We start from the raw sequence: 26,364 nt of genomic DNA on the forward strand, positions 1-26,364 counted from the left end.
ATTCTTGTCTCTTGGGGATTACAGACCGCCGGCGGTCTTGACCAGGCCGAATACTTTGGTGTTTTCGATGGTGCCAAGGAAGGTTTCCGAACCCTTGCCGATGGCGCCCAGGAAGACGTCGGTGCCGCCGTGGGTTTCATTGCCGACGGCCGTGCGGATCACTGCTTCCTGGTGGTAATTATTGGCGCTGGTGACGGTTTCATCGAGGCTGGCCATGGCGGCGCGGCTCGATTGCGTGCGGTTTTCGCCATTGCCGAAGCCGATGATCGAATACGGTGCGCCATCCAGGTCTTTCTCGACCGCGCCGGTCACGTAGTTCTTCACTACGCCCAGCACGCCAGGGTTGCCGGCAGCCGTCTTGCCCGTGCGCTTGGCATAGCCGTTCAGCACCAGCGTGTGGTCATGGTCGGCCGTGACGACGATCAGGGTATTGGCCAGGGTCGGATCGGTCAGCTTGGCTTTTTCGATGGCGGCCTTGATGGCGTTGTCGAACGCGACGGTGTCTTGCAGCGCTTTCTTGGCGGTCGTTTCGTGCAGCGCATGGTCGATGCGGCCGCCTTCGACCATCAGGAAGTAACCCTTCTTGTTCTTCGCCAGCACGTCCATGGCCTTGGTGGTCATTTCCGCCAGGCTAGGTTCCTTCGCTGCGTCGCGGTCCAGGTCGTAGCTCATGTGGCTGGACGTGAATACGCCGAACAAACGGTCCGTTTTGGCCGCATCGACGGCCTTGAAGTCGGTGGCGTTGTTGGCGACCGTGTAGCTTTTGGCTTTCAATTCGGCGATCAGGTCGCGGCCGTCGGAACGCTTGCCGCCATCCTTGAATTGCGTGAAGAATTGCGCGCCGCCACCGAGGACCACTTCCAGGCCGGTGGTGCCCAGGGCGCTGTTGTAGCCCGTGCCGCCTGGCACCAGGGCCGCGGCGATATCGTTTTCCAGGTCGCGGTGGCAGATGTGCGAGTAGGTTGCGGCCGGCGTGGCGTGCGTCACGCGCGCCGTGCTGACGACGCCGGCGGCGAAGCCCTTGGCCTTGGCCAGTTCCAGCAAGGTGGTGGCGGGCGTGCCGTTGCCGGTGCCGCATTTGTTGACCAGCTTGTTGTTATTCGCATCCGTGCCCGGATCGATGGCGACCGTGTTGGCCGACATGGAAATGACTTCATTGTTCATCTTGACGCCGGTCATGTAGGCGGCCATCGATGGCGCGCTGTCCGTCACTTGCGCGTCGTTCGAGTACGTTTTCACGAAGGCCGTTTCCGGCAGGGTGTCCATGGTCAGCGCACCCTCTTCACCCACGGAATAGATGCGCGCGGCCGTCATGGTGGTCAGGCCCATGCCATCGCCAAGGAAGAAGATGACGTTTTTCGGCGGCGCTTCAGCCACTGCCTCTTCTTTTTTTGCGTCGCTGCCGCAGGCGGCCAGCATCAGGGTGATGGCGACGCTGCAGCCAGCGACGGAAATTTTTCTGCGTGTCATGTGGTTCATCCGGCTAGGTTTGAAAGAGCTAGCAAGATAACAATCCAATGTGACACCCTCATGACGCTGTGACACATTTTGCGACGGCACTACGCCGCCGCAGTGGCGTGACTTTGGCGCGCGCCGTCGTTGGAAAAATACGCCGTAGCGTGTTCGTCATCGGGTGATTGCATCGATATAAGCAACAAACTATTGCGCTTTACCTAGTTTTTCTACCGCTTTGAGCAACGTAAGATGCAGTCATCCCAATCATCTTGTGAAGGCGCATCATGTTCTCCAAATCCATCAGCAGCGTTCTTGTCTCCACCCTGTTTGCCGCCGGCGCCGCCTCGGCCGCCGCCAGCGCACCCCTGACCCTGGAAGTCTTCAACCCGGGCGAAGCGGCCATCTTTCCCGTCGCTTCCGTGCTGGTCGCGGGCAAGCATGACGCCGTGCTGATCGATGCGCAATTCTCGCGCGCCGAAGCGCAAAAACTGGTGGAAAAGATCCGCGCCAGCGGCAAGAAACTGACGACCGTGTACATCAGCCACAGCGATCCCGATTTTTACTTTGGCCTCGACGTGATCAAGGCAGCGTTCCCGCAGGCGAAAATCGTTGCCACGCCAGAAACCGTCGCGGAAATCCGCCGCAAGGCTGACGCCAAGGTCGCCTACTGGGGCCCGATCCTGAAAGACAATGCGCCGCACGGCATCGTCATTCCCGAAGCGCTGAAGGGCAAGCGCATCAGCCTGGAAGGCCAGTCGCTGGATATCGCCGGCCCGACGCCAGCGCGCACCTATGTGTGGATTCCATCGATCAAGGCCGTCGTCGGTGGCGTGGTGCTGTTTGGCAACTTGCACGTGTGGACGGCCGATACGCAAAGCCTGCAATCGCGCCAGGACTGGCTCAAGACCCTGGACGGCATCGCCGCCCTGAAACCCGTCACCGTTGTGCCGGGCCACTTCAAGGTCGGTTCGCCCCTGACGCCGGACAGCATCGGTTTTACGCGTGACTACCTGGTGACGTTCGAAGCGGAAACGGCCAAGGCGGCCAATTCGGCCGCCCTGATCGAAGCGATGAAACAGCATTACCCGAGCCTGGGCCTCGATGGCGCGCTGGAGACCAGTGCGAAGGTGGCCAAAGGCGAAATGAAATGGTAAGCGGCAACAAGGAGTCAACCATGCCCACACTGCACTACATTTTCGACCCCCTGTGCGGCTGGTGCTACGGCGCCGCGCCGCTGGTCGAGGCGGCACGCGCCGTGCCCGGACTGACGCTGGCCTTCCACGCCGGCGGCATGATGACGGGCAGCAATCGCCGCCAGATCACGCCCGCCTGGCGCGGCTATGTGCTGCCGCATGACCGGCGCATCGAGCAATTGTCTGGCCAGCCCTTCGGCGACGCCTATATCAACGGCTTGCTGAACGACACCACGGCCATGATGGATTCCGAACCGCCGATCACGGCCATCCTGGCGGCCGAATCGCTGGCCGGCAAGGGCCTGGACATGCTGCAGCGCGTGCAACGGGCCCATTACGTGGACGGCTTGCGCATCGCCGACCTGCCCGTGCTGGTGGCGCTGGCGCAAGAACTGGGCATGGACGGCGCCGCCTTCGAGGCCGCGTATGCGCAACAGGCGGGCGCCGCCACGCAACGGCACATCGAGGCCAGCCGCGCCTTGCTGGCGCAGGTGGGCGGCCAGGGCTTTCCCACGTTCGTGCTCGACGATGGCAGCGGCAAGCTGTCCGTGATCGATATCGGCGGCTTCCTGGGCCAGCCGGCGAAGCTGCAGGCACAACTGGGCGGCGTGTGCGATGCACAAGGTTGCGCATTGTAAATATCTATCGGTTCGATAAAATCAATTAGCTTTTCCTTTGTTGTTGACCTCGTTACACTAGTTCTATTAGTCAACAACGAAGGAAAAGCAGCCATGAGCCAACAGCCGCCATTCAGTACCGCCTCGGGCATCCCCGTCGCCGACAACCAGAATTCCCTCAGCGCCGGCCCCCGTGGCCCCTTGCTGCTGCAAGACTTCCACCTGATCGAAAAACTCCAGCATTTCAACCGCGAGCGCATTCCCGAGCGCGTGGTGCACGCAAAAGGGTCGGGCGCCTACGGTACCTTTACCGTCACGCACGACATTTCACGCCATACCAAGGCCAAGCTGTTCAGTGAAGTGGGCAAGCAGACGGCCACCTTCGCGCGCTTTTCCACCGTCGGTGGCGAACGCGGCAGCGCCGACACGGAACGCGACCCGCGCGGTTTCGCCGTGCGCTTCTATACGGAAGAGGGCAACTGGGACCTCGTCGGCAACAACACGCCCATGTTCTTCATCAAGGACCCGATCAAGTTTCCCGACTTTGTCCACACGCAAAAGCGCGATCCGCAAAGCAACTTGAAATCGGCCGAAATGATGTTCGATTTCTGGAGCCATGCGCCGGAAAGCTTGCACCAGGTCACCATGCTGTTCTCGGACCGGGGCACGCCGGACGGCTACCGCCACATGGATGGCTTCGGCAGCCACACGTATAGCCTGATCAATGCCGACGGCCAGCGCGTGTATGTGAAATGGCACTTCAAGACGCGCCAGGGCATCAAGAACCTGCCTGCCGCGGAAGCGGGCCGCCTGGCCGGTGCTGACCCCGACTACGCCCAGCGCGACCTGTTCGGCGCCATCGAACGCGGCGATTTTCCCCAGTGGGAAGTCAAGCTGCAGGTGGCGACGCAGGAGCAACTCGATGCATGGGAGCAGCGCACGGGCTGGAACCCGTTCGATTTGACGAAAGTGTGGCCGCATGCGGACTTCCCGCTGCTGCCCGTGGGTATTTTCGAGTTGAACCGTAACCCGGACAATTACCACGCGGAAGTCGAGCAAGCGGCCTTTTCGCCGGCCAACGCCGTGCCCGGCATGGGTTACTCGCCGGACAAGATGCTGCAAGGCCGATTGTTCGCCTACCACGACGCCCAGCTGTACCGGGTCGGCACGAACCACCAGCACTTGCCCGTGAATGCGGCCCGCTGCCCCTTCCACAACCAGCAGCGCGACGGCGGCATGGCGATCAACAATGGCGGCGCGGCGCGCAACTATGCGAACGTGGCGGCGGCAGGCACGCAGCCGCAAGGGCTGGGCCACGGCGAGCCGGCGTTGGACCTGGCCGGCGGCGCGGCGCGCTACGATGGCCGCGGCGTGGAAGATGACTTTACGCAAGCCGGCAATCTGTTCCGCTTGATGTCGGTGCAGGCGAAGCAAAACCTGTTCGACAACCTGGCCGGTCCCTTGAGCCAGGTGCGGCCGGAAACCTTGCAGCGTCAGCTGGGCCACTTCGACCGTGCCGATGCCGCGTATGGCGCCGGCGTGCGGGCCGCCTTGCAGGCGCGCGGCGTGGTGCTGTAATTATGTGTTGCAGGCGGAACAAGCTTGTTCCGCCTGTTGTTGATACAGCACAAATTAGAGGGAGATACCAAATATTGCCGTATGGACATATTTGCCGCCCATGCGTAGACTTGTCGGTCTGATGATCGCGCCGCCTTCCTGGCAGCGTCCTGACTAGAAAGTCTTGTAATATGAATATGGCGAAGCTGTCGGTGCATGGGGACGACCCCACGCTCAAATCCATCCTCGAAGTCTTGCCCACGGATCCCGAACGGCAATGGCGCAAGGGCGAGGCGAAGGGCGCGGGCCGCGTGCATCTCGATTCCGGCTTCGAGGTGCTGATCGCGCAGGCATCCAAATCGCAAGTGTTACCCTCGCGCATACGCAGTTACCTGGCCGAATGCCGCTCGCGCGGCGTCAGCTTCACCATGCCGCGTATCGTTGCTGAACTGCAACTGGAGCTGAATGGCGACGACACGGTCGACTCCCCGCTGGATCTGACCCTGGCCGACATGCAGCACCTGACGGAAATGGGTATCAGCCTGAGCCTGGTGACGCGTTGCGCCGAGGCTTGAGGAGCGCCTGAGAATAAAAAAAATGGCCACCTTTCCAGGGTGGCCATTTTTTGTCATGGTTCGGCGATGTCGACGGTGACCATATTGTCATCGGGTTTGCGGTCGATCAGCTTGTTGTCGGGATCGATGCCCGCCTTGCCGGGACGGCTGCCCACGATGACGGTATAGCTCGCTTCGCGCGCCGTCATGCGCAGGCGTTCGCGCAGCAGCGGATGGCCGTTCGCGTCGTCGACGCCGATCTCGATCCAGTCGTGCAGGGGCGCGTCGTGTTCCTCTCCCTGTTCGCCGGCCGTCAACTTGCTCGCCTGCACTTTCACGGTGACGGCGTACTTGCCGTCGCTGCGTTTCGTGGCCGTGGCCGACAGGGCGCGGTTGTCGAACAACACGATTTTCTCGAACAGGTCGTCGATCAGGTAAGCCTGCTCGGGCGGCGTGACCTGACGCAAGCCCTGGATCAGCGCCGTCACGCTGGCATACGGCGGGCCTTTCTGGCCATGCGTCTTCAGCAACTCGCGCAGCACGCCGTTGACCTTGTCTTCGCCGATGATGTCTTGCAGCAAGTACATGGCCAGGCTGCCCTTGTTGTAGTGGATGTAGGGCTGGTTTTCATTCTCGGCCAGCGGCAATTCCTTCTTGCGTTCCTCGCTGCGTCCCATCAGGTATTGATTCAGGTCATAGCGCAGGAAGCGGCGCATCTTGGCCGGCCCCGCGGTTTTCTTCATCACCATCAGGGCCGAATATTCGGCCAGGGTTTCGCTGAGCACGGTAGCGCCCCGTGTATTGCCGCCCACCAATTGATGCGCCCACCACTGGTGCGCCACTTCATGCGCCGTCACGTAGAACGGATAATCGATATCCTTGGGATTCTTGTCATCAACCCTGGCGATGAAGCCCAGCCCTTCCGAGTACGGTATCGTGTTCGGGAACGATTGCGCAAACGTGGCGTAGCGGGGGAACTCGACGATGCGCAGGACCTTGTGCTGGTAGGGGCCGAAATTCTTCGTGTAGTACTCGAGCGCTTCCTTGCTGCCGCGCACGAAGCGATCGAGGTTGTATTCATGGCCCGGGTGGTAATACACGTCGATGGCCACGTCTTGCCAGCGCTCGTGCTTGACGGCGTAGCGGGCCGACTGGAACGCGTAAAAATTCAGGATCGGCTGTTCCATCGTGTAATGGAAGTAATGGCGGCCCTTGGCGATCCAGTCGTTGTCCAGCATGCCCGGCGCGATGGCCGTCTGGCCGTCGACGGTACTGACGGTGGCGTCAAAGTTGATGCGGTCGGCGTCGTTGCTGATGTAATTGTCGGCCAGCCCCCGTGCATCGTCGCGCGGCAAGGCCCGTTCGCGCGCCGGCAAGCCGTGTTTCTTGCGGTCGCGCGGGTCCGTCAATTCCTGCTGCGGCTGGTAGCCGATGTGGGGCAGCACGGCATTCGTGAAGAAGGTGCCGTTGGCCACCACGGGCGTGTCCTGGCCCAGGCCGAAGATGCCGCGCGGCGCAAAGCGGACGTCGAAATCGAGGCCCAGGGTGGCGCCCGGCGCCAGCGGCGCGGCCAGGCGGTAGCTGTAAAAGCCCAGCTTGCCGTCATCGAGGCCGGGATGCACGCGTGCGTCAAAACGCAGGCGCATGGTGGAGCTCGGGTCTTGCTGCACAAAAATGTGGCTGATCGGCAGGCTGGTCTTGTTTTGCAGCACATAGCGGCCCGTGACGGCCAGGGTGCGCTGCGCCGGGTAGATGGCCACGTCGAGTTTCACGTCGGTGATTCTCGGCTGCGGCGTGGCGGCAAACTTGCGGTACTGGCGTTCGACTGTGGCGCGGTCCGCATCGCGGGTGAATTCGGACTTGTAATCGTTGGCCACGTGGAAGACGTAGAACAGCACGGCGCCGGCGCCGACGAAGATCAGGGCACCGCCGGCAAAGCTGGCCAGCACGCCCTGCGTCAGGCCGTGGCGCGCCAGGCGCAGGCGGATGCGCCAGCTGTCCTGCGCGCCGCGGGGCCAGAACAGCAGCGACAGCACCGTCAGCATGACGGCCGCGCCGCTCCAGTACAGCAAGTACCAGCGTTCGCGCAACAGATAGTGGCCGGCGCCGTTCATGGCCGAATACACGAAGTCCGGCGTGTTGCCGTACAGCAGCAGCGGGTCGCCCAGGCCCAGCGAGGAAAAGCTGATGCTGGCGATGTGGTACAGGATCATGGCGAAATACGCCAAATACTTGTGATTGATCAATACCTGCAAAAAGATGGCCAGCACGGCGATCAGCGCGTAGGACGGCAGGTGCGACAGGAACAGCGATTCCAGGTACAGGCCGGGGTCGAGGCGGTAGTAACCCTTGAAAATCTGGATCGACATGCCGCACAGCATGATTACCAGGCTCAGCAAGGCCTGCAGGCCGATCAGCGCAAACAGCTTCGACAGCAGGGGCAGCCAGTTCGGCACGGGCAGGGCGTCGAGCATCAAGTGCGTGCCCGCCTCGCGTTCGCGCCACACCAGTTCGCCCGCATAGAAGGTGGTAATGATCAGCATGAACAGGGCGAACGAGGCGCTGACCATGTCCAGCACCCTTTCCGTCACGGGATACGTATTCGTGCCATAGATGGAACCCATGTCGAGCGCGCCGCCATACATGGTCAGCACGCCGGCCAGCACGATGACGACAAAATAGATGTTCTTGATGGTTTCGCGCAAGTTCAGCCAGCTCATCTTGAGGAGCAGGGCGGCCAGGTTGCGCTGCGCGAAGTCCGGTGTTTCCTGCGTGGATAGTGACGCGTTCGACAGGCGCAGCGGCACGTCGCCCTCGCTGCGGCGCTTGCCGGCGCCCGCGTCCGTCGTGGCGTGGAACTGGAAGCGCCAGTAGCCGAGCAGCAATGCCACGAGGGCAAAGCCGGACCAGATGGCGCGGTTCAGCAAATACACGCCTTCCAGGGTCACCAGGCGCGTGTTGCGCTCCGCGTTCGGCCAGTATTCCGTCAGGCGTATCAGCGCCGTGGTGCCGAAGGGGTCGATCAGGGCGGCCAGGGTCTTGTAGTCGAGGTCGCGCGCCAGGGACGGGGCCACCAGGTAGCCGATCAGCATGACCACCGAGCTGATGTAGACGGGCAGCATGCGCCGCGTCAGGGCCGCGATGACGAAGAAGATGGCGCCAAAGATGAACAGGTTCGGCAGCAGGGTAAACACATACGGCATCAGGTAGGCCAGCGCCCGTTGCGGCCCCAGCCGTTCCGGGTCGATGCCGGGCAGCCAGGCGCCCAGCCAGGCACCGATGACGATGCTGGAAAACACGACAGCCAGCACCAGCCAGGCGCCGAGGAAGCGGCCGAACACGTACTGGTATTTCCGGATCGGCGCGCTGAAGAAGAAATGCTGCATGCCGTATTCGAAATCCTGCTGCACCGAGCGGCCCATCATGGCGGCCACCACGACGGCGCCGAAACAGCCCAGCAGGCTGCACGTGAATGCCAGCGAGCGGGGCGCGTTGATCAGGAACTTGCCGCCGAAACTGATGCTCGCTTCCTTGAAGACGCCACCGGCGGCGGCCATCCACAGCATGGCCAGCGCCAGGAACATGGCGAAATACACCCAGGTGGACAGCAGCTTGAGCCGCTGTCGCGCTTCAAAGCGGGCGATGGCAAACATGGCGCGCCCCTCAGTCGCACTGCGGGGCGACGCGGTGGCGCCCGGCAATGGTGGCGAAGTACAGGTCTTCCAGGTCGCCGATGGCTTCCTCGAAGCCGTCGCCCGGGTCGTCGTCGCTGTAGACGTGTATCAAGGTACGGCCCGACAGCAAGCGCGTGGAAATGACGGCGTGGCGCTGCTGGAAGCTGGCCAGCTCCTTCTTCTCGACGAAGCGCGCCCAGATCTTGCAGCTGACTTCGTCGATCAGTTCCTGGGTCTTGCCGCACAGCAGCAAATGGCCCTTGTTGATGATGGCCATGTTGGCGCACAGGTCGGCCACGTCGGACACGATGTGGGTCGACAGGATCACCGTCTTGTCTTCGCCGATGTCGGACAGCAAGTTGTGGAAGCGGACTCTTTCCTGCGGGTCGAGGCCGGCCGTCGGCTCGTCGACGATGATCAGTTTCGGGTCGCCCAGCAGGGCTTGCGCGATGCCGAAGCGCTGGCGCATGCCGCCGGAAAAGCTGCCCAGGCGCTGGTGGCGCACGTCGAACAGGTTGGTTTGCTGCAACAGGCCATCGACGACCTCGCGCCGGCGCGCCCGCTGCGACAGGCCTTTCAAGGTGGCGAAGTGGTCGAGCAGCTCGTAGGCCGTCACTTTCGGGTACAGGCCGAAGTCTTGCGGCAGGTAGCCGAGCATGCGGCGGATCTCGTCCTTGTCGTCGAGTACGTCGTAGTCGCCGAAGAAAACGGAGCCGGAATCGCATTCCTGCAAGGTGGCCAGGGTGCGCATCAGGGTCGACTTGCCGGCGCCATTCGGGCCCAGCAAGCCAAACATCCCGGGCGGTATCGTCAGCGACACGTTATCCAGCGCCACCACGCCATTCGCGTAGGTCTTCGACAATTTGCGAATCTGCAATTCCATACAACTCCTAACTCATGCGTTGCAGCCCGATGGTGCAGGGCTTCTGTATGCTGGCATTGTATTGAATTTAAGACGTACTGGGCAGTTGCATGCGATACACGGCATTTTCGCGTGACCAGAGTGCAATTGGGCGGGGTGGACGGCGCGCCCGTGTGGGGCTTCCGTGGGGGCCTGTTTTGCCCCGCTGGCGCGCCGCGCGACTATCAATTACGGAATAGCACCGATTCGCGGTTAAACCACCAGCGGCACAGCATCAGCAGGGCGCCTGCGATCACCGTGGTGGAGGCGAGGATCACGCCGAACATGCGGTAATCCATGGTACCCTTGACCAATTCCTTCATGGCCAGCGACACGTTGGTCAGCGGCACCATGGCCCACATCCAGTTCAGTTCGACGCCGGGCAGCATGGCCGCTACCGTGGGCAGGATGACGAACAGCATCAATGGCGTGATCATGCCGGCCGCTTCCTTGTAGCTTTTCGCGTAGATCGAGATCGACAGCAGCAGCGAGGCGAAGATGGCGGCCGTGGGCACCAGCATCAGGGTCACCATGGCCAGGTCGGGCAAGCCGATGCTGCGCACCATCACGGCCATGTTGCCTTCCAGCGAACTGCCGAAGATGGCCAGCAGGGCGCCCATGCTGCCCACCATCAGCACGGCCGAGGTCATGCCCACCGTAAACAGCACGAAGAACTTGGCCAGCACGATGGCGCTGCGCGGCACGGGTGCCAGCAGCAGGGTTTCCAGCGTGCCCCGCTCCTTTTCGCCCGCGCCCAGGTCGATGGCCGGATACATGGCCGCCGTCAGGCACACCATCAGCAGCAGATAGGGCAGCATGCCGCCGACGATGGCGCCCATCTGCTCGCGCTCGTTGGCCGTCGACTGTTTGTCGAGCACGATGGGGTGCAGGGCAAAAGCCAGTTGGGCCGGGCTCAGGTTCAGGGCCGACAGCGCGCTTTCGCGCAGGCTGGCGTTGTACGCCTCGACGATCTCGCGCACCCGCTGCTGGGTCACGTCGACCGTGCTGGCGCTGTTGTAGTGCAGCACTACCTTCGTTTGCTGCTGTTGCTGCAGCGATGCTTCAAAATGCGGCGGAATGACGACGGCGAACTTGATGGTGTCGTCGCCGATGGCGCGGCGGATGTCGCCCTCGCTGGCCAGCGGCACTTCGCGCAGGTTGTGCTGTTGGGCAAAACGCCCGCTCAAGCCCGGCGAATGGTCCTTGCCGAACAGGGCGTAGCGCATTTCCGCCGTCTTCGCGTTCTTGAACATATTGCTTGAAACATAAGCGAAGCCGCCAAAGATCAGCGGCATGGCAAAGATGGGGATGAGGATGGTGAAGATCAGCGTCTTGCGGTCGCGCGTGAGTTCCAGCAACTCTTTCAGATAGATGGTCCACATGGCTCAGGCTCCCTGGTTGATGACGCTGACAAAGGCGTCGTACAGATCGGCACTGCCGCCCAGGTGGCGCAGTTCGCTGACCGTGCCATTGAAGGCGGTGGTGCCGCGGTTGATGATGCAGACGCGGTCGCACAGCTTTTCCACCTCGTGCAGGTGGTGCGTGGAAAAGATCAGCGGCACGCGCAGCGCCTTGTAGCTGGCGATGAAGTCGAGCAAGATCTTGGCCGACATCACGTCCAGGCCCGTCGTCGGTTCGTCGAGGATCACCACCTGCGGTTCGTGCACGACGGTGCGGGCGATCGCGCACTTCTGTTTCATGCCCGTCGACAATTGATCGGCCCGCTTACCGCCGTATTCCTCCATTTGCAGCAGTGAAAACAGTTCGTCGCAACGGCGTTTCAGCTTGTCGGCCGGCATGCCATGCAGGCGGCCGAAATATTCCACGTTCTCGCGCGCCGTCAGGCGGCCATACAAGCCTGTCGAGCCGGACAGGAAGCCGATGCTCTGGCGCGCCACCAGCGGCTGGCGCAGCACGTCGACGCCGTTGACGAGGGCGCTGCCCGCGTCCGCCTGCAAGGCCGTCGACAGCAGGCGCAGGGTGGTGGTCTTGCCGGCGCCATTCGGGCCCAGCAGGCCCAGCACTTCGCCGGGAGCGCAGCTGAAACTGACGTCGCGCACGGCGTGAAACCAGCCCTCGTGTTCGCGCGGATCGCTGACGTGCGCGGCCTTGCCCTTGTGGGGCGGCATGCGGAAACGTTTTGCCAGGTGCTTGACCTCAATCATGTGCTTCATCCATTTAACGGTGAAGAACGAGAATAGCATGCAAAAAATGTAACTTGCAAGGTGGAAATATCGTTTGCTCTATTGAAAAAAACAGCATCTTCATGCAAGCTGGCCCGGTGGGCGCCGGCGGACGGCGCGGGAGAGCGCAATGCAAACGATCGATCAGGCGATGCAGGACAAGGTACTGGCCGTGGCGCGCGCCGGCATGACCAGTGCCGAAGCCATCGGTTTCTTCCGCGTCAGCCTGGGGCTGTACTACCTGGCGGGCCTGATGACGGAGGAAACCCTCGATTTCAAGCAGATCGACGCGAAGTACAACCGTTTTATCTACCACTCGATCGGTGGCGGTCACAGCATCGCCAGCGTGCTGCAATTCATGAGCGGCGAGAAAGTCTTGCGTGTGCTGCAAGCGGAGCGTTTTCGCGCCGCGTTTGCCGAACATTGCCCGGACATCCCCGTCGACAGCATTTCCTTCCTGATTTCACTGAACCTGGGCGTGGCGAAAAGCCTGTCCGGCCTGGACGCCGTCGGCCCCGTGGTGGACTGGATCGAGCGGGAAAAAGCGCGCACAAGTCAATAAAGCCCCGTTCACCCTGCGCGCGGCGTGGGTACGGCTGGCCCTGATCGTCCTATAATCCATGTTTTCCCTTACATGAATAGCCACGATGACCGCGAACCGCCACTTTGACCCCCTGGATCGTTTGATTGTTGGCGCCGACAAGGCCCTGCGCGTCATGGCGGGCGTGGCCTCGGCCTCGCGCCCCACGCCGGCCGCGCATGCGCCCGATGCGGAACTGAGCCCGGCCGAACAGCGCCACAGCGCCGGCTTGATGCGCGTCAATCATGTGGGCGAAGTGTGCGCGCAAGCCTTGTACAACTCGCAGGCGCGCTATGCGCACAGCCCGGCCATCCGCGCCCAGTTCGACGAAGCGGGACGCGAAGAGGAAGACCATCTGGCCTGGACGGCGCAGCGCCTGACGGAGCTGGGCTCGCGTCTGAGCCTGCTCAATCCCCTGTGGTATGCGGGTTCGTTTGCGCTGGGCACCATCGCCGCGCGCATGGGCGACGGCCGCAGCCTGGGTTTCGTGGTGGAAACGGAACGCCAGGTGGAAGCGCACCTGGCCAGCCACTTGCAGGAATTGCCGCCGCAGGACGCCAAGTCGCGTGCCATTGTGAAACAGATGGCCATCGATGAAGTGGAACACGGCGCCGCCGCCCAGCGACTGGGCGCCATCGACACCCCGGCGCCCGTGAAGGCGCTGATGGGCATCATGGGCAAAGTCATGACAAAAACCGCGTATTACATTTAAAACAAAGGCGCTCTGAAGAGCGCCTTTTTTATGCATGCCTGAGCCGTGAAACGCCTGACAAACTGTAGCGAGCGGAAGGGAGAGGTGGTCGAGAAGCGCAACCGTGCTGGAACACGGTGAGCATCGCAGGCCGCCTATACCGACGCGCAGTAGGTTTGGTCAGGCGCTTTCTTCGATGATCTCGAAGGAATGCGTAATCTCCGCCGTCTTGGCCAGCATGATCGACGCCGAGCAATATTTGTCATGCGACAAGGCCACGGCCCGTTCCACGGCGGTGGGTTTCAGGGCCTTGCCGCGCACGGTGAAGTGGAAGTGGATCTTGGTAAACACTTTCGGATCGGTGTCGGCGCGGTCGGCCTTCAGGGTCACTTCGCAGCCACTGACGGCTTCGCGGCCCCGTTTCAGGATCAGCACCACGTCATAGGCGGTGCATCCGCCCGTGCCCAGCAAGACCATTTCCATGGGGCGCGGCGCCAGGTTGTGGCCGCCGCCGTCGGGCGCGCCATCCATGGTCACCAGGTGGCCGGAACCCGTTTCTGCCCGAAAACTCATGCCCGACGGGCCATTCCAGCTGACTTTGCATTCCATCGTACTCTCCGAAAATTGTAAGCGTTTTGTATTGTAATAGAGGAATGCCCATCCATGTGCCGCCCGCCGGGCCGCAGCCGGCCTCGATTGCAGCTTGACGCGGCAAGGCAAAGCCGCTTATACTTGTCGGCTTTCCGTTCGCTCAGGAAAAGTAAATAAGGCAGAGTCCGCATAGCAGCATCGGCGGAACCACCATTTGAGCGTGTAATCTATTAGGAAGTCAACATGAAAACATTTTCCGCTAAAGGACATGAAGTCCAGCGCGATTGGTTCGTGGTTGACGCGACGGACAAAGTCCTCGGACGTGTTGCCAGCGAAGTGGCACTCCGACTGCGCGGCAAACACAAACCAGAATTTACTCCTCACGTCGATACCGGCGACTTCATCGTCGTCATCAACGCAGGCAAACTGCGTGTGACCGGTACCAAAGCTACTGAGAAAATTTACTACCGTCACTCTGGCTATCCAGGCGGCATCTACGAAACCAACTTCCAGAAAATGCAACAGCGTTTTCCAGGTCGCGCGCTTGAGAAAGCGGTCAAAGGCATGCTGCCTAAAGGCCCACTCGGCTACGCAATGATCAAGAAGCTGAAAGTGTACGCGGAAGGTTCCCATCCGCACGCTGCTCAGCAACCTAAAGCACTTGTTCTCTAAGGAACTGACATGATCGGTAATTACAATTATGGAACCGGCCGTCGCAAAAGTGCAGTGGCTCGGGTTTTTATCAAAGTTGGCACAGGCTTGATCGTTGTTAACGGCAAACCAGCAAACGAATACTTTTCGCGCGAAACGGGTCTGATGGTCATCCGTCAACCACTGGAACTGACCGGCAATGTCGAGCGTTTCGACATCAAAGTCAACGTCCATGGCGGCGGTGAGTCGGGCCAGGCTGGTGCAGTTCGTCACGGCATCACCCGCGCTCTGATCGACTACGATGCAGCGTTGAAACCGGAACTGGCGAAAGCCGGCTTCGTGACCCGCGATGCACGTGAAGTCGAGCGTAAAAAAGTTGGTCTGCGCAAAGCACGTCGCGCAAAGCAATTCTCGAAGCGTTAATTTCTACGCTACAGCACCTTCCGGGGTGCTGGTCGAAAAGCCGCTGGACTTCGGTCTCGCGGCTTTTTTGCATTTCAGCGTGACTCGGCGTTGCGCTGTAAAATACGCGGAAATCCCGTGGGGACTGTCTCCCCTCCATCTCTATGCAATATATACACAAGGAAAGAACATGATCAAAGTTGGCATCGTCGGCGGCACTGGATACACGGGCGTGGAATTGCTGCGCTTGCTCGCTACCCATCCAGATGTCGAGTTGACGGCGATTACTTCGCGCAAGGAAGATGGCTTGCCCGTTGCTGACATGTATCCTTCCCTGCGTGGCCACGTGAAACTGGCGTTTTCCTCGCCCGACAAAGCCGACCTGGAGCAGTGCGACGTGGTCTTCTTTGCCACCCCGCACGGTGTTGCTATGGCGCAAGCTCCAGCGCTGCTGGCCGCCGGCGTGAAGGTCATCGACCTGGCTGCCGACTTCCGCCTGAAAGACCAGGCCAAGTTCGAGCAGTGGTACAAGATTCCCCACACGGCGCCCGAGCTGATCGAACAGGCCGTGTACGGCTTGCCGGAACTGAACCGCGAAGACATCAAGCAAGCGAAGCTGATCGCCAACCCCGGTTGCTACCCGACCACCATGCAGCTGGGCTTTTACCCGCTGCTCAAGGCAGGCCTGGTCAATGCGGGCGGCTTGATCGCCGACTGCAAGTCGGGCGTGTCCGGCGCCGGCCGCAAGGCGGAAATCGGCATCCTGTTCTCGGAGGCAAGCGACAGCTTCAAGGCCTACGGCGTGGCCGGCCACCGCCACCTGCCGGAAACGACGGCGCAATTGCAGCGTTTCACGGACGAGAAAGTGGCGCTGACCTTCACGCCGCACCTGGTGCCGATGATCCGCGGCATGCATTCCACCCTGTACGCGCAGCTGAACAAGGATGTCAGCAATGAAGAATTGCAATCCTTGTTCGAAGAGCAATACAAGGATGAGCCTTTCGTCGACGTGATGCCGTTCGGCTCGCACCCGGAAACCCGCTCCACGCGCGGCTCGAACATGCTGCGCCTGGCCTTGCACCGTCCCGAAGGCGGCAATACCGTCGTCGTGCTGGTGGTGCAGGACAACCTGGTCAAGGGCGCAGCGGGCCAGGCCGTGCAATGCATGAACTTGATGTTTGGCCTGAAAGAAACGGCCGGTTTGCAACACATCGCCGTGATGCCTTAAATATAGGCACAGGCGTTTGCGCAGGTCCGGCGCCTTTTTGCCGGACCTGTGATAAATTGGACTGCCACGTACCCCGACAGGATGACGTTCATGTTCGAGCGCAACGCGAAAAACCCCATCGATACCCTGATCGGCGCTTCCACGCGGATCGAGGGCGACTTGCTGTTTTGCGGCGGTCTGCGCATCGACGGCCATGTGCGCGGCAACGTCACGGGCGAGCCGGGCGACCCCACCTATGTGGTGCTGGGCGAGGCGGGCCGCATCGATGGCGAGGTGCGCTGCTCGAGTCTGGTCGTCAGCGGCGAGATCAACGGCCCCGTGTATGTGTCCGAAATGCTTGAAATCCAGCCAAAAGCCCGCATTGTAGGAGAGGTCTATTACAAGGTGCTGGAAATGCACAGCGGCGCGCAAGTCCAGGGCAAGCTCAGCCGCCACGACAGCGCCGACCCAGTGCTGCACCTGGCCGTGTCGGAAATGTGAGCAGGAACAACACCCGCCAGCCGCGCCAGCGGCGGCCGCAGCGTGACTTGCGCCAACAGTCTATAATGAGGCTATGTTTTCTGAGGAGTCTGAAATGAATGCAGTCGCTGAAATGCAAGATGTGATCCCTTCGCCTATCATCTTTACCGATAGCGCCGCCGAAAAAGTCGCGCAGCTGATCGAGGAAGAAGGCAATCCCGACCTGAAATTGCGCGTGTTCGTGCAGGGTGGCGGCTGTTCCGGCTTCCAGTACGGCTTCACCTTCGACGAAATCGTCAACGAAGATGACACCACCATGGTCAAGAACGGCGTCCAGCTGTTGATCGATTCCATGAGCTACCAGTACCTGGTCGGCGCGGAAATCGACTACAAGGATGACCTGGAAGGCGCGCAGTTCGTGATCAAGAATCCGACAGCGACGTCCACCTGCGGTTGCGGTTCGTCTTTCTCCGTTTAAATACTAAACTGGGCAAGCAAGAAAATAGCGGATCGATGATCCGCTATTTGTGTTTCTACGCCGGCTCAGCGCGGGTACAGCGCGCCCAGTATGCGTAAGCCCTGCGCACCCGTCACGGCCGGCAAGTTGCCAGGCTTGCGCTGCGTAAAGCGCCAGGCCAGCCACGCAAAGGCCAGCGCCTCGACCTGGCTGGGCGCCACGCCCAATGCTTGCGTGGACTCCACCGCCATGCCTGGCAATTCCCGGGCCAGCGCCGCCATCAGGCTGGCGTTCTGCGCCCCGCCGCCACACACATACACGGTTTCCGCCTGCGCCCCGTCGCGCAGGATGGCGCGCGCCAGGCTGGCGGCCGTCAGCTGGGTCAATGTCGCCTGCACGTCGGCGGGCAGGGCGGTGGGGTAATTGGCCAGCTTGGCGCTCAGCCAGTCGGCATGGAACAGGTCACGGCCCGTGCTTTTTGGCGCCGGCAAGTCAAAATAGGGCTCATCGAGCAAATCCGCCAGCAGGGCAGGGATGACCTGGCCCGTGGCGGCCCAGGCGCCGTTGGCGTCGTAGGGCTGGCCCAGGTGCCGCAAGACCCAGCCATCCATCAGCGCATTGCCGGGACCCGTGTCGTAGCCCGTCACCGTGCCATCCGCATGCAGCACGCTGATATTGCTGATGCCGCCGATATTGGCCAGCACGCGCGTGTGGCCCGGCAGATTGAAGGTAGCTTGGTGAAAGGCCGGCACCAGCGGCGCACCCTGGCCGCCGGCCGCCACGTCGCGGCTGCGCAAGTCCGCGATGACGTCGATGCCCGTCAATTCGGCCAGCAGGGCCGGATTGTTCAGCTGGCGCGTAAAACCCAGTTCCGGGCGGTGGCGGATGGTCTGGCCATGCGCGCCGATGGCGGCGATGGCGTCCGCGACGATGCCCGCGTTGCTTAAAAGCATGGCGACGCACTCGGCGTAATGGCGCACGAGTTGATTGGCCGCCAGCGCTTCGCGTTCGATTTCATTCTGGCCGGCACTTTGCAAGGCCATCAGGTCGGCGCGCAGGCTGGCGGGAAAGGGAATGTACGCATCGCCCAGGCTGCGCGTGCCCTCGTCGGAAAAGTCGATCAGCGCGCCGTCGACGCCATCGAGGCTGGTACCCGACATTAAACCGATATACAGCATGGGGTTTTCCTTGAATACGTAAGTGGTGAGGTGCATTGTGCCGCATTTGTGCCGCACGCAAAAGCGCGCAGGAAAAACAAAAGCGCGCGGGAAAAAACAAAGGCACCGGCCATCTGCATGGGCGGTGCCTTTATTGTTGCCCGAAGGCAGTGTTGCTTAACGCGACGCCAGGGCCGTGTCGTTCGGACGCAGCAGGGTGAAGCGGTGCATCATGTCATTGGACACCATGCGGAAGCGGCTCAGCTCGGCGGCCGTCAATGGCGCCTGGGCTTGCACATTCAGCTTGCTTGGGTCTTGCGCCACGCCGCCAACGCGGAATTCATAGTGCAAATGGGCGCCCGTGGACCAGCCGGTGGTGCCGACGTAGCCGATCACATCGCCCTGGCTCACTTTTTGACCTTTTTTCAGGCCCGAAGCGAAGCGGCTCATGTGCGCATAGGCGGTCGTGTAGTTGGCCCAATGTTTCAGGACAACAACATTGCCGTAACCGTTTTGGCTGCCGACGGAATCGACCACGCCGTCGCCCGAAGCGCGGATAGGCGTGCCCGTTGCTGCAGCGAAATCGATGCCCTTGTGCGCTTTCCAGTTGCCGGAAATCGGGTGCACGCGCATGGAGAAGCCGGACGAGATGCGGGAGAATTCGAGGGGGGATTTCAGGAAGGCTTTTTTGAGGGACTTGCCGTCGAAACTGTAGTAACCGCCGCCTTGCTTGCTGGCTGGGTCTTCGAACCAAACGGACTGGTAAGTCGTGCCGCGGTTGGTGAATTCACCGGCCAGGATGCGGCCCGCTCGGACAAATTCGCCATCTTGCCAGAATGTTTCGTAGACAACATTGAACGAGTCGCCGCGTTTCAGGTCGGAGCGGAAGTCGATATTGGTGGAGAACATTTCCACGATTTGCGCGGAAATCGAGTCTGGCAGGCGGGTGCCGTCCAGGCTGGAGTCGGTGGCGGCGAACAGGGTGGAGGTAATCTTGCGCGCGTGCATTTCAACGCGGCGTTCCAGCTGGGCGGCGACTTCCGTGGCCACGAACTTGTCGCCCTTGCGGGTGATCAGGATGTTCTTGACCGATTTGTCCGTGCCATCGACGAGGGTGGCGCGCATCCAGTTGAGGTCGCCGTTTTCGGACGTTTGCGCTTGTACGCGCTTGCCCGATTTCAGCAACATCACGCCGCGCGCGATCTTGTCGGTTTTGATGAAATTGGCGGCCACCGGATCATCCACGCCGAGACGGGTCAGCAGGGTGGCGAGGGTATCGCCGGCGCGGACTTTTTCTTCGTGGGTGAAATTCTGGTCTACCTGTTCCATCGCAGAAATTTGCGAGGCGAGATCAGGCATTTCCAGGTTTTGGGCGATGGACGTGACCGGCAAATCGGATGCGTCGGGCGCCATGGGCGACACAGCGACCGCGCCGAAGGCGGCCACGGCGAGCAGCACTGCGGAGGCACCGATAATGCGTGCCTTGCGTGTCGTCGTCAGCTGTGTGTACAAGCGTGAGCCTGTGATTTTATGTATAGGGTTCATGCAATCAGTTAAAATTTGCCCTTGAACGATTCGTGAACTAGTGCTCTTTGTTATTGTTATTTTGGTTCGTTTTCATACGGCAAGATTGATGGGATCGAGCATTATAGCAAACTCCGCAAACCTACTACCATTTTGAGATCTACAGTCAAATTTTATGGAAATCAACACCACCGCATCGCCTACAAAGGCTAACGCCGCTCAGACCGCGCTTCCGCTGTCGGACAGAGTACAAGAAGCCCTCGCGATTACCAAGCGTGGCGTCGACGAACTCTTGATCGAAAGCGAATTTGCGCAAAAATTAGCACGCTCCGAGAAAACCGGTGTTCCACTGCGCATCAAACTGGGCCTGGACCCGACCGCACCCGACTTGCATCTGGGCCATACTGTCGTCCTGAACAAGATGCGCCAGCTGCAAAACCTCGGCCATCAAGTCATTTTCCTCATCGGCGACTTCACATCCATGATCGGCGACCCGTCGGGCCGCAACGTCACGCGTCCGCCCCTGACCAAGGAACAGATCGAGATTAACGCGATGACGTATTTCGCGCAAGCATCTTTAGTGTTGGACGCCAGCAAGACCGAAATCCGCTATAACTCCGAGTGGTGCGATCCGCTGGGCGCGCGCGGCATCATCCAGCTCGCTTCCCACTACACGGTGGCGCGCATGATCGAGCGCGACGACTTCACCAAGCGCTTTCAGGGCGGCATTCCTATTTCCGTACACGAATTCCTGTACCCGCTGATGCAGGGCTACGACTCGGTGGCCCTGAAATCGGACCTGGAACTGGGCGGCACGGACCAGAAGTTCAACCTGCTGGTGGGCCGCGAACTGCAAAAGCAGTACGGACAGGAGCAGCAGTGTATTTTGACCATGCCTCTGCTGGAAGGTTTGGACGGCGTGGAAAAAATGTCCAAGTCGAAGAATAACTACATCGGCATCACGGAACCGGGCAATACCATGTTCGCCAAGCTGATGAGCATTTCCGACGTCATGATGTGGCGCTACTACGAGCTGCTGTCGTGGCGCTCGATCGCCGAACTGGCGCAGCTGAAGCGCGAAGTCGAGGAAGGCCGCAATCCGCGCGATGCCAAGGTTGCGCTGGCGCAAGAGATCGTCGCCCGCTTCCACTCGCAGCAGGCGGCGGAAGATGCGCTGGCCGACTTCGTCAACCGCTCGAAGGGCGGCATCCCCGACGTTATCCCGGAAGTGACCTTGGCCGGCGCGCCGCTGGGCATTTCGCAACTGCTGAAACAGGCGGGCCTGTGCCCATCGGCGTCGGAAGCCATGCGCAAGATCGACCAGGGCGGCGTGCGCATCGACGGCACCGTCATCAGCGACAAGGGCTTGCAAGTGGAAGCCGGTCAGTTCGTGTTGCAAGTTGGCAAGCGCAGCTTTGCGCGCGTCACCTTGACGGCATGATCGCGCTGCTGCAGCGCGTGACGCAGGCAAAGGTCGACGTGGCCGGCGCCACCATCGGCGCCATCGACGCCGGCCTGATGGTGCTCGTGTGCGCGGAGCGGGGCGATACGGAAAAGGAAGCGGACGCCCTGCTGGCCAAGTTGCTCGGCTATCGCGTGTTTGCCGACGACGCGGGCAAGATGAACCGCAGCGTGACGGACGTGGCCGGCGGCTTGCTGCTGGTGCCGCAGTTCACCTTGGCGGCCGACACCAAGTCCGGCACGCGCCCGTCGTTTACGCCGGCCGCCGCGCCGCAGGACGGCTTGCGCCTGTTCACGCATTTCGTGGACCAGGCGCGCAGCCGCCATGCGACCGTGCAGACGGGACAGTTTGGCGCCGACATGCAAGTGTCGCTGACGAATGACGGCCCCGTCACGTTCTGGCTGCAAGTGAACGCCAAACAATAACTAAAAGAGGAGCAAGCGATGAAATTGTGGAGCGAGACGTTTCGTGATGGCGGCCTGATGCCGGCCGACCATGCCTTTGCCGAGATCGATCCGGCCAGCCGCGTGCGCCTCGCCGGCAACCGCAATCCCCATCTGGCCTGGGACGAGGTGCCGAACGGCACCGAGTCGCTGGCCCTGTTCTGCATCGACCCGGATGCGCCGCAAGACGCCAGCCTGGTCAATGTTGAAGGCCAGGCCCTGCCGCTGACGGCGCCGCGCGGCGACTTTTATCACTGGAGCTTGCTCGACTTGCCGCCTGCCATGCGGGTTATTGCCGCCGGAGAATTTTCCAGCGGCATCACGCCGCGCGGCAAGCCTGCCGGTATTGGGCTGCGCCAGGGCTTGAACGACTACACGGGCTGGTTTGCCGCCGACCCGGACATGGCCGGCGACTATTACGGCTACGATGGCCCGTGCCCGCCGTGGAATGACGAGCGCATCCACCACTACATTTTCCGCCTGTATGCGCTCGACGTGCCGCAGCTGACCTTGCCCGAGCGTTTTACTGGGCAGCAAGCCTACGCCGCCCTGTACGGCCACATCCTCGACGAGGCCCAGCTCGTCGTTGCCTATTCGCTTAACCCCGAATTGGCACTTACCCTGAAGAAATAACGCATGAGCACCACGATTTTACTGATACGCCATGGCGAAACGGCCTGGAATGCGGGCCGCCGCCTGCAGGGCCATATCGACATCGCCCTGAACGAGGCGGGCCTGGCGCAAGCGGGGGCGCTAGGGCAGGCGTTGGCGGACGAACCGCTGGCCGCCATCATCGCCAGCGACTTGCAACGCGCGCAGCAGACGGCGCAAGCCGTGGCCGACGTGAAAGATTTACCCGTGCAAACGGATCCCTTGCTGCGCGAGCGCTGCTACGGCGCCTTCGAAGGCTTGCTGTATGCGGACATCGCCGCGCGCTATCCGCACGAGTATGCACAGTGGCAATCGCGCCAGATCGACGCCGTGATGCCGTCGGGCGAGCGCCAAGCCGAAAGCTTCCGCCAGTTCTATGCGCGCGCAAATGGCGCCATCGCCCGCTGGGCCCGGCAATATGACGGCCAGACGATCGCCATCGTGGCCCATGGCGGCGTGCTCGAGTGCGCTTACCGCGAGGCGGTCGGCATGACGCTCGACAGTCCGCGCGACTTCCAGGTCAAAAATGCCAGCGTCAACCGTTTTTCTTACGCCGACGGCAAGCTGCATTTAGTGCACTGGGGAAATATCGAACACTTGAGCGCGCCCGCGATGGACGAGCTGGGCTAAGCGGCCTCTCCTCACTCTGACGCACTGAGCAAAAAAATAGTGCTTATTAATTAGGCAGGGAATCGGTTAAAATAGCAGGTTCCTCCGTCCATTCCAGGTTCTTCAGTGCAAATCGGCCCTCACATTCTGCGTAACAACGTTTTCGTCGCTCCCATGGCGGGCGTGACGGATCGGCCTTTCCGCCAGTTGTGCAAGCAGTTGGGCGCCGGTTACGCCGTGTCGGAGATGGCGGCGTCGAATCCGCGCCTGTGGGCGACGGAAAAAAGCTCGCGCCGCACGGACCATGCAGGCGAAATGGAGCCGAAGGCCGTGCAGATCGCCGGCGCCGATCCGCAAGACCTGGCCGACTGCGCCAAGTTCAACGTGGACCGGGGCGCGCAGATCATCGACATCAACATGGGTTGCCCCGTCAAAAAGGTGTGCAACAGCTGGTGCGGTTCGGCCTTGTTGCAAAACGAAAGCCTGGTCGAAAAGATCTTGCACGCCGTCGTCAACGCCGTCGACGTGCCCGTCACCCTGAAATTTCGCACGGGCTGGAACCGCGAAAACAAGAATGCCCTGAAAATCGCCCGCATCGCCGAGCAAGCCGGCATCCAGATGCTGACCCTGCACGGCCGCACCCGCGCCGATGGCTACAAGGGCGATGCCGAATATGAAACTATTGCCGCCGTGAAAGCATCGGTGGGCATTCCCGTGGTGGCCAACGGCGACATTACCAGTCCTGAGAAGGCCCGCTTTGTGCTGGATCAAACTGGCGCCGATGCTGTCATGATCGGCCGCGCGGCGCAGGGCCGGCCGTGGATTTGTCGTGAAATCGACCATTTTTTGCGCACCGGCACCTTGTTGCCGGCGCCTTACGTGGATGAAGTCCGCACCCTGATGGATGAGCATTTGCGCGCCCATTACGCGTTTTATGGGGAATTTCTCGGCGTGCGCACGGCGCGCAAGCACATCGGCTGGTATGTCAAGGATCTGGAAGGCGGCGAAGCGTTCCGACAGCAAATGAACTTGCTGGAGTCGACGGAAGCGCAGTTGCTGGCCGTCGATCAATTTTTTGAGTCGCAATGGAAATTTGGCGAACGGTTACAATACCGCCTCTCCGAATCCAGTGAAGGTGGCCTGATCGATGTGATCGAACCTGCGGCCACGGCAGCATGAGCAGATAGCAACAAGCAGCATAAATCAGTGACCAGCAGTACAAGGGCGAGCGCCTATATACAGAGCGTCATGCAATATTAATTACAACACCGAGGCAAGAGGGCAGCACGCGGACCGCATGAGCGACGCGGCACCGGATAGCCAGGTGTTTAGCCGGTTGAAGCATACAAATGAGCAAAGAAAGCATTCAGGAAGTCGTACAGAAAAGTCTAGAAGATTACTTCAATGACCTGGGCGAACAGCAAGCATCGAATATCTATGACATGGTCGTGCTGACCGTGGAAAAGCCCATCCTGGAAGTCGTGATGACACGCGCCGATGGCAACCAGTCGCACGCCGCGCAGATGCTGGGCATCAACCGCAATACCCTGCGCAAGAAATTGCAGGAGCACGGTTTGCTGTAATGCCGGCATGCAAGTGACGCCAAGATTTGAATCCGCCGCCGCCTCAGCCAGACGACTGAGCGGCGCCATTCGCCAAGAACACTTAACCACCTAGCCACAGCCATGATCAAACAAGCTCTCCTCTCCGTTTCCGACAAGACCGGCGTTCTCGAATTCGCCCGCGCCCTGTCCGCCCTCGGCGTCAACCTCCTGTCCACGGGCGGTACCGCAAAATTGCTGGCAGACAACGGTGTTCCCGTCACGGAAGTTGCCGATTACACGGGTTTCCCGGAGATGCTCGATGGCCGTGTGAAGACCCTGCACCCGAAAGTGCACGGCGGTATCCTGGCGCGCCGCGATTTCCCTGAGCACATGTCGAAGCTGGTCGAGCACGACATGCCGACCATCGACATGGTGGTGGTCAACCTGTACCCGTTCCAGGGCACGGTCGCCAAGGCCGATTGCACCCTGGAAGACGCGATCGAGAACATCGATATCGGCGGCCCGACCATGCTGCGTTCGGCGGCCAAGAACCACAAGGACGTGGTCGTCATCTGCGACCCGAGCGACTACGACGCCGTGCTGGCGGAAATGCGCTCGGCCGACGGCAAGGCCGGCGACGTCAGCTACGACACCAAGTTCATGCTGGCGAAAAAAGTCTTTGCGCACACGGCGCAATACGATGGCGCCATCACCAATTACCTGACCAGCCTGGGCCCGACGAAAGTGCACGCCGAGCGCGGCGCCTACCCGCAAATCCTCAACGTTGCATTTGAGAAAGTGCAAGACATGCGCTACGGTGAAAACCCGCACCAGAGCGCCGCCTTCTACCGTGACCTGGTCGCCACCGATGGCGCGCTGGCCAACTACCGCCAGCTGCAAGGCAAGGAATTGTCGTACAACAACATCGCCGATGCGGATGCGGCCTGGGAATGCGTGAAGAGCATGGGCGGCTTCGAGCAAAGCGCCGCTTGCGTCATCGTCAAGCATGCGAACCCATGCGGCGTCGCCCTGGGCAAGAATGCGGCGGAAGCGTATGCGCGCGCCCTGCAGACGGACCCGACCTCGGCATTCGGCGGCATCATCGCGTTTAATACCGAACTCGACGGCGCCACCGCCGGCGAAATCGCCAAGCTGTTCGTCGAAGTGCTGATCGCTCCATCGTTCTCCGCCGAAGCGAAACAGATTCTGTCGAGCAAGCAAAACGTGCGCATGCTGGAAATTCCGCTGGGCGGCGGCGTGCACGCCATGGACTTCAAGCGCGTCGGTGGCGGCTTGCTGGTGCAATCGCCGGACGCGAAAAACGTCGGTATCGCCGACTTGCGCGTGGTCAGCAAGCTGCAGCCAACGCCGCAGCAATTGGCCGACCTGATGTTCGCCTGGAAAGTGGCGAAATTCGTCAAGTCGAACGCCATCGTCTTCTGCGGCAATAACATGACCCTGGGCGTGGGCGCAGGCCAGATGAGCCGTATCGACTCGGCCCGCATCGCGTCCATCAAGGCGCAAAACGCCGGCCTGAGCCTGACCGGTTCCGTGGTGGCGTCGGACGCCTTCTTCCCGTTCCGCGACGGCCTCGACGTCGTCGTCGACGCGGGCGCGACCTGCGTCATCCACCCGGGCGGCTCCATGCGCGACCAGGAAGTGATCGATGCGGCGGACGAGCGCGGCGTTGTCATGTTGTATACCGGAACCCGTCACTTCCGTCATTGATCTGGAACAGGCCGGGATTCAATACCCCGGCTGGCAGTAACTCAGCGGCAGGC

26 protein-coding genes are annotated in these 26,364 nt (G+C 61.2%); 18 read left to right on the forward strand and 8 right to left on the reverse strand.

Features of this window, described 5'->3' with window-relative positions:
* Nucleotides 1-18: 18 nt before the first annotated feature.
* A complete protein-coding gene (locus O0881_RS25910) occupies nt 19-1,419 on the reverse strand; it encodes an alkaline phosphatase (protein WP_257219058.1) in 1,401 nt (466 codons plus the stop codon).
* A 320-nt stretch (nt 1,420-1,739) separates the two neighbouring features.
* Here O0881_RS25910 and O0881_RS25915 point away from each other — a divergent pair, with 320 nt between their 5' ends.
* From O0881_RS25915 to O0881_RS25930, 4 genes are all read left to right on the forward strand, one after another.
* Nucleotides 1,740-2,609, forward strand: a complete 870-nt coding sequence (locus O0881_RS25915) for an MBL fold metallo-hydrolase (RefSeq protein ID WP_289913580.1) — start codon at nt 1,740-1,742, stop codon at nt 2,607-2,609.
* A 20-nt stretch (nt 2,610-2,629) separates the two neighbouring features.
* A complete protein-coding gene (locus O0881_RS25920; protein ID WP_289913581.1) occupies nt 2,630-3,286 on the forward strand; it encodes a DsbA family protein in 657 nt (218 codons plus the stop codon).
* Nucleotides 3,287-3,379: 93 nt separating this feature from the next.
* Nucleotides 3,380-4,843: a catalase gene (locus tag O0881_RS25925; protein ID WP_289913582.1), complete on the forward strand. Its 1,464-nt coding sequence runs from the start codon at nt 3,380-3,382 to the stop codon at nt 4,841-4,843.
* Nucleotides 4,844-5,013: 170 nt separating this feature from the next.
* Entirely contained in the window at nt 5,014-5,397 is a 384-nt protein-coding gene (locus O0881_RS25930; RefSeq protein WP_251350992.1) for a hypothetical protein, read from the forward strand.
* A gap of 53 nt (nt 5,398-5,450) precedes the next feature.
* Here the strand turns inward: O0881_RS25930 and O0881_RS25935 are convergent, their stop codons facing one another.
* The 4 genes from O0881_RS25935 to O0881_RS25950 all read right to left on the reverse strand — a co-directional run bounded on the left by O0881_RS25935 (nt 5,451) and on the right by O0881_RS25950 (nt 12,116).
* Entirely contained in the window at nt 5,451-9,029 is a 3,579-nt protein-coding gene (locus O0881_RS25935) for a M1 family aminopeptidase (RefSeq protein ID WP_289913583.1), read from the reverse strand.
* A 10-nt stretch (nt 9,030-9,039) separates the two neighbouring features.
* Nucleotides 9,040-9,933: an ABC transporter ATP-binding protein gene (locus O0881_RS25940; RefSeq protein WP_077399515.1), complete on the reverse strand. Its 894-nt coding sequence runs from the start codon at nt 9,931-9,933 to the stop codon at nt 9,040-9,042.
* A gap of 203 nt (nt 9,934-10,136) precedes the next feature.
* A complete protein-coding gene (locus O0881_RS25945; protein ID WP_289913584.1) occupies nt 10,137-11,333 on the reverse strand; it encodes an ABC transporter permease in 1,197 nt (398 codons plus the stop codon).
* A 3-nt stretch (nt 11,334-11,336) separates the two neighbouring features.
* On the reverse strand, nt 11,337-12,116 hold the full coding sequence (locus tag O0881_RS25950) for an ATP-binding cassette domain-containing protein (RefSeq protein ID WP_099668248.1): 780 nt from the start codon (nt 12,114-12,116) through the stop codon (nt 11,337-11,339).
* Nucleotides 12,117-12,264: 148 nt separating this feature from the next.
* On the opposite strand from O0881_RS25950, the gene O0881_RS25955 reads away from it, so the two are divergent.
* A complete protein-coding gene (locus tag O0881_RS25955; RefSeq protein WP_077399521.1) occupies nt 12,265-12,696 on the forward strand; it encodes a hypothetical protein in 432 nt (143 codons plus the stop codon).
* Nucleotides 12,697-12,781: 85 nt separating this feature from the next.
* Nucleotides 12,782-13,426, forward strand: a complete 645-nt coding sequence (gene coq7, locus O0881_RS25960; RefSeq protein WP_035824568.1) for a 2-polyprenyl-3-methyl-6-methoxy-1,4-benzoquinone monooxygenase — start codon at nt 12,782-12,784, stop codon at nt 13,424-13,426.
* Nucleotides 13,427-13,585: 159 nt separating this feature from the next.
* Here the strand turns inward: coq7 and O0881_RS25965 are convergent, their stop codons facing one another.
* Nucleotides 13,586-14,014, reverse strand: coding sequence for an OsmC family protein (locus tag O0881_RS25965; RefSeq protein ID WP_070278278.1), 429 nt, complete (start codon nt 14,012-14,014; stop codon nt 13,586-13,588).
* Between the two features lie 225 nt (nt 14,015-14,239).
* On the opposite strand from O0881_RS25965, the gene rplM reads away from it, so the two are divergent.
* The 5 genes from rplM to erpA all read left to right on the forward strand — a co-directional run bounded on the left by rplM (nt 14,240) and on the right by erpA (nt 17,214).
* Complete coding sequence (gene rplM, locus O0881_RS25970; protein WP_010393282.1) at nt 14,240-14,668, forward strand: 50S ribosomal protein L13; 429 nt, start codon at nt 14,240-14,242, stop codon at nt 14,666-14,668.
* A gap of 9 nt (nt 14,669-14,677) precedes the next feature.
* Complete coding sequence (gene rpsI / locus O0881_RS25975; RefSeq protein WP_010393285.1) at nt 14,678-15,070, forward strand: 30S ribosomal protein S9; 393 nt, start codon at nt 14,678-14,680, stop codon at nt 15,068-15,070.
* A gap of 169 nt (nt 15,071-15,239) precedes the next feature.
* Nucleotides 15,240-16,277, forward strand: a complete 1,038-nt coding sequence (gene argC, locus O0881_RS25980; RefSeq protein WP_289913585.1) for an N-acetyl-gamma-glutamyl-phosphate reductase — start codon at nt 15,240-15,242, stop codon at nt 16,275-16,277.
* A gap of 90 nt (nt 16,278-16,367) precedes the next feature.
* Complete coding sequence (locus tag O0881_RS25985; protein ID WP_077408960.1) at nt 16,368-16,757, forward strand: polymer-forming cytoskeletal protein; 390 nt, start codon at nt 16,368-16,370, stop codon at nt 16,755-16,757.
* A 94-nt stretch (nt 16,758-16,851) separates the two neighbouring features.
* Nucleotides 16,852-17,214, forward strand: coding sequence for an iron-sulfur cluster insertion protein ErpA (gene erpA / locus O0881_RS25990; protein ID WP_029496047.1), 363 nt, complete (start codon nt 16,852-16,854; stop codon nt 17,212-17,214).
* Between the two features lie 65 nt (nt 17,215-17,279).
* Here erpA and O0881_RS25995 read toward each other — a convergent pair whose 3' ends face one another.
* Both O0881_RS25995 and O0881_RS26000 read right to left on the reverse strand, forming a co-directional pair.
* Complete coding sequence (locus tag O0881_RS25995; RefSeq protein WP_289913586.1) at nt 17,280-18,407, reverse strand: anhydro-N-acetylmuramic acid kinase; 1,128 nt, start codon at nt 18,405-18,407, stop codon at nt 17,280-17,282.
* Nucleotides 18,408-18,527: 120 nt separating this feature from the next.
* The gene (locus O0881_RS26000; protein ID WP_099379945.1) at nt 18,528-19,895 is read right to left on the reverse strand and encodes a M23 family metallopeptidase; all 1,368 of its coding nucleotides are present in this window, start codon (nt 19,893-19,895) and stop codon (nt 18,528-18,530) included.
* 154 nt (nt 19,896-20,049) lie between these two features.
* Between O0881_RS26000 and tyrS the strand changes: the two genes are divergently transcribed.
* From tyrS to purH, 7 genes are all read left to right on the forward strand, one after another.
* Nucleotides 20,050-21,315, forward strand: a complete 1,266-nt coding sequence (gene tyrS / locus O0881_RS26005) for a tyrosine--tRNA ligase (protein ID WP_289913587.1) — start codon at nt 20,050-20,052, stop codon at nt 21,313-21,315.
* Nucleotides 21,312-21,761, forward strand: a complete 450-nt coding sequence (gene dtd, locus O0881_RS26010) for a D-aminoacyl-tRNA deacylase (RefSeq protein WP_099665515.1) — start codon at nt 21,312-21,314, stop codon at nt 21,759-21,761. The genes tyrS and dtd overlap by 4 nt, the downstream gene beginning before the upstream one ends.
* A gap of 18 nt (nt 21,762-21,779) precedes the next feature.
* A complete protein-coding gene (locus O0881_RS26015) occupies nt 21,780-22,412 on the forward strand; it encodes a YbhB/YbcL family Raf kinase inhibitor-like protein (protein ID WP_289913588.1) in 633 nt (210 codons plus the stop codon).
* Between the two features lie 3 nt (nt 22,413-22,415).
* Nucleotides 22,416-23,060, forward strand: coding sequence for a histidine phosphatase family protein (locus O0881_RS26020; RefSeq protein ID WP_289913589.1), 645 nt, complete (start codon nt 22,416-22,418; stop codon nt 23,058-23,060).
* Between the two features lie 105 nt (nt 23,061-23,165).
* On the forward strand, nt 23,166-24,218 hold the full coding sequence (gene dusB, locus O0881_RS26025) for a tRNA dihydrouridine synthase DusB (RefSeq protein ID WP_289913590.1): 1,053 nt from the start codon (nt 23,166-23,168) through the stop codon (nt 24,216-24,218).
* A gap of 170 nt (nt 24,219-24,388) precedes the next feature.
* Nucleotides 24,389-24,622 (forward strand): helix-turn-helix domain-containing protein, encoded by a 234-nt coding sequence (locus O0881_RS26030; RefSeq protein WP_008445162.1) that lies wholly within the window; start codon nt 24,389-24,391, stop codon nt 24,620-24,622.
* Between the two features lie 102 nt (nt 24,623-24,724).
* On the forward strand, nt 24,725-26,311 hold the full coding sequence (gene purH, locus O0881_RS26035) for a bifunctional phosphoribosylaminoimidazolecarboxamide formyltransferase/IMP cyclohydrolase (protein ID WP_289913591.1): 1,587 nt from the start codon (nt 24,725-24,727) through the stop codon (nt 26,309-26,311).
* Nucleotides 26,312-26,364 lie beyond the last annotated feature (53 nt).

The sequence above is a fragment of the Janthinobacterium sp. SUN100 genome, from assembly GCF_030397705.1.
GTDB lineage: Bacteria > Pseudomonadota > Gammaproteobacteria > Burkholderiales > Burkholderiaceae_D > Janthinobacterium > Janthinobacterium kumbetense.

Bases quoted from the DNA above. Each gene is read 5' to 3' on its own strand.
- O0881_RS25910 (WP_257219058.1), bottom strand. From the start codon at position 1,419: ATGCTGGCCGCCTGCGGCAGCGACGCAAAAAAAGAAGAGGCAGTGGCT.
- O0881_RS25915 (WP_289913580.1), top strand. From the start codon at position 1,740: ATGTTCTCCAAATCCATCAGCAGCGTTCTTGTCTCCACCCTGTTTGCC.
- O0881_RS25920 (WP_289913581.1), top strand. From the start codon at position 2,630: ATGCCCACACTGCACTACATTTTCGACCCCCTGTGCGGCTGGTGCTAC.
- O0881_RS25925 (WP_289913582.1), top strand. From the start codon at position 3,380: ATGAGCCAACAGCCGCCATTCAGTACCGCCTCGGGCATCCCCGTCGCC.
- O0881_RS25930 (WP_251350992.1), top strand. From the start codon at position 5,014: ATGAATATGGCGAAGCTGTCGGTGCATGGGGACGACCCCACGCTCAAA.
- O0881_RS25935 (WP_289913583.1), bottom strand. From the start codon at position 9,029: ATGTTTGCCATCGCCCGCTTTGAAGCGCGACAGCGGCTCAAGCTGCTG.
- O0881_RS25940 (WP_077399515.1), bottom strand. From the start codon at position 9,933: ATGGAATTGCAGATTCGCAAATTGTCGAAGACCTACGCGAATGGCGTG.
- O0881_RS25945 (WP_289913584.1), bottom strand. From the start codon at position 11,333: ATGTGGACCATCTATCTGAAAGAGTTGCTGGAACTCACGCGCGACCGC.
- O0881_RS25950 (WP_099668248.1), bottom strand. From the start codon at position 12,116: ATGATTGAGGTCAAGCACCTGGCAAAACGTTTCCGCATGCCGCCCCAC.
- O0881_RS25955 (WP_077399521.1), top strand. From the start codon at position 12,265: ATGCAAACGATCGATCAGGCGATGCAGGACAAGGTACTGGCCGTGGCG.
- coq7 (WP_035824568.1), top strand. From the start codon at position 12,782: ATGACCGCGAACCGCCACTTTGACCCCCTGGATCGTTTGATTGTTGGC.
- O0881_RS25965 (WP_070278278.1), bottom strand. From the start codon at position 14,014: ATGGAATGCAAAGTCAGCTGGAATGGCCCGTCGGGCATGAGTTTTCGG.
- rplM (WP_010393282.1), top strand. From the start codon at position 14,240: ATGAAAACATTTTCCGCTAAAGGACATGAAGTCCAGCGCGATTGGTTC.
- rpsI (WP_010393285.1), top strand. From the start codon at position 14,678: ATGATCGGTAATTACAATTATGGAACCGGCCGTCGCAAAAGTGCAGTG.
- argC (WP_289913585.1), top strand. From the start codon at position 15,240: ATGATCAAAGTTGGCATCGTCGGCGGCACTGGATACACGGGCGTGGAA.
- O0881_RS25985 (WP_077408960.1), top strand. From the start codon at position 16,368: ATGTTCGAGCGCAACGCGAAAAACCCCATCGATACCCTGATCGGCGCT.
- erpA (WP_029496047.1), top strand. From the start codon at position 16,852: ATGAATGCAGTCGCTGAAATGCAAGATGTGATCCCTTCGCCTATCATC.
- O0881_RS25995 (WP_289913586.1), bottom strand. From the start codon at position 18,407: ATGCACCTCACCACTTACGTATTCAAGGAAAACCCCATGCTGTATATC.
- O0881_RS26000 (WP_099379945.1), bottom strand. From the start codon at position 19,895: ATGAACCCTATACATAAAATCACAGGCTCACGCTTGTACACACAGCTG.
- tyrS (WP_289913587.1), top strand. From the start codon at position 20,050: ATGGAAATCAACACCACCGCATCGCCTACAAAGGCTAACGCCGCTCAG.
- dtd (WP_099665515.1), top strand. From the start codon at position 21,312: ATGATCGCGCTGCTGCAGCGCGTGACGCAGGCAAAGGTCGACGTGGCC.
- O0881_RS26015 (WP_289913588.1), top strand. From the start codon at position 21,780: ATGAAATTGTGGAGCGAGACGTTTCGTGATGGCGGCCTGATGCCGGCC.
- O0881_RS26020 (WP_289913589.1), top strand. From the start codon at position 22,416: ATGAGCACCACGATTTTACTGATACGCCATGGCGAAACGGCCTGGAAT.
- O0881_RS26030 (WP_008445162.1), top strand. From the start codon at position 24,389: ATGAGCAAAGAAAGCATTCAGGAAGTCGTACAGAAAAGTCTAGAAGAT.
- purH (WP_289913591.1), top strand. From the start codon at position 24,725: ATGATCAAACAAGCTCTCCTCTCCGTTTCCGACAAGACCGGCGTTCTC.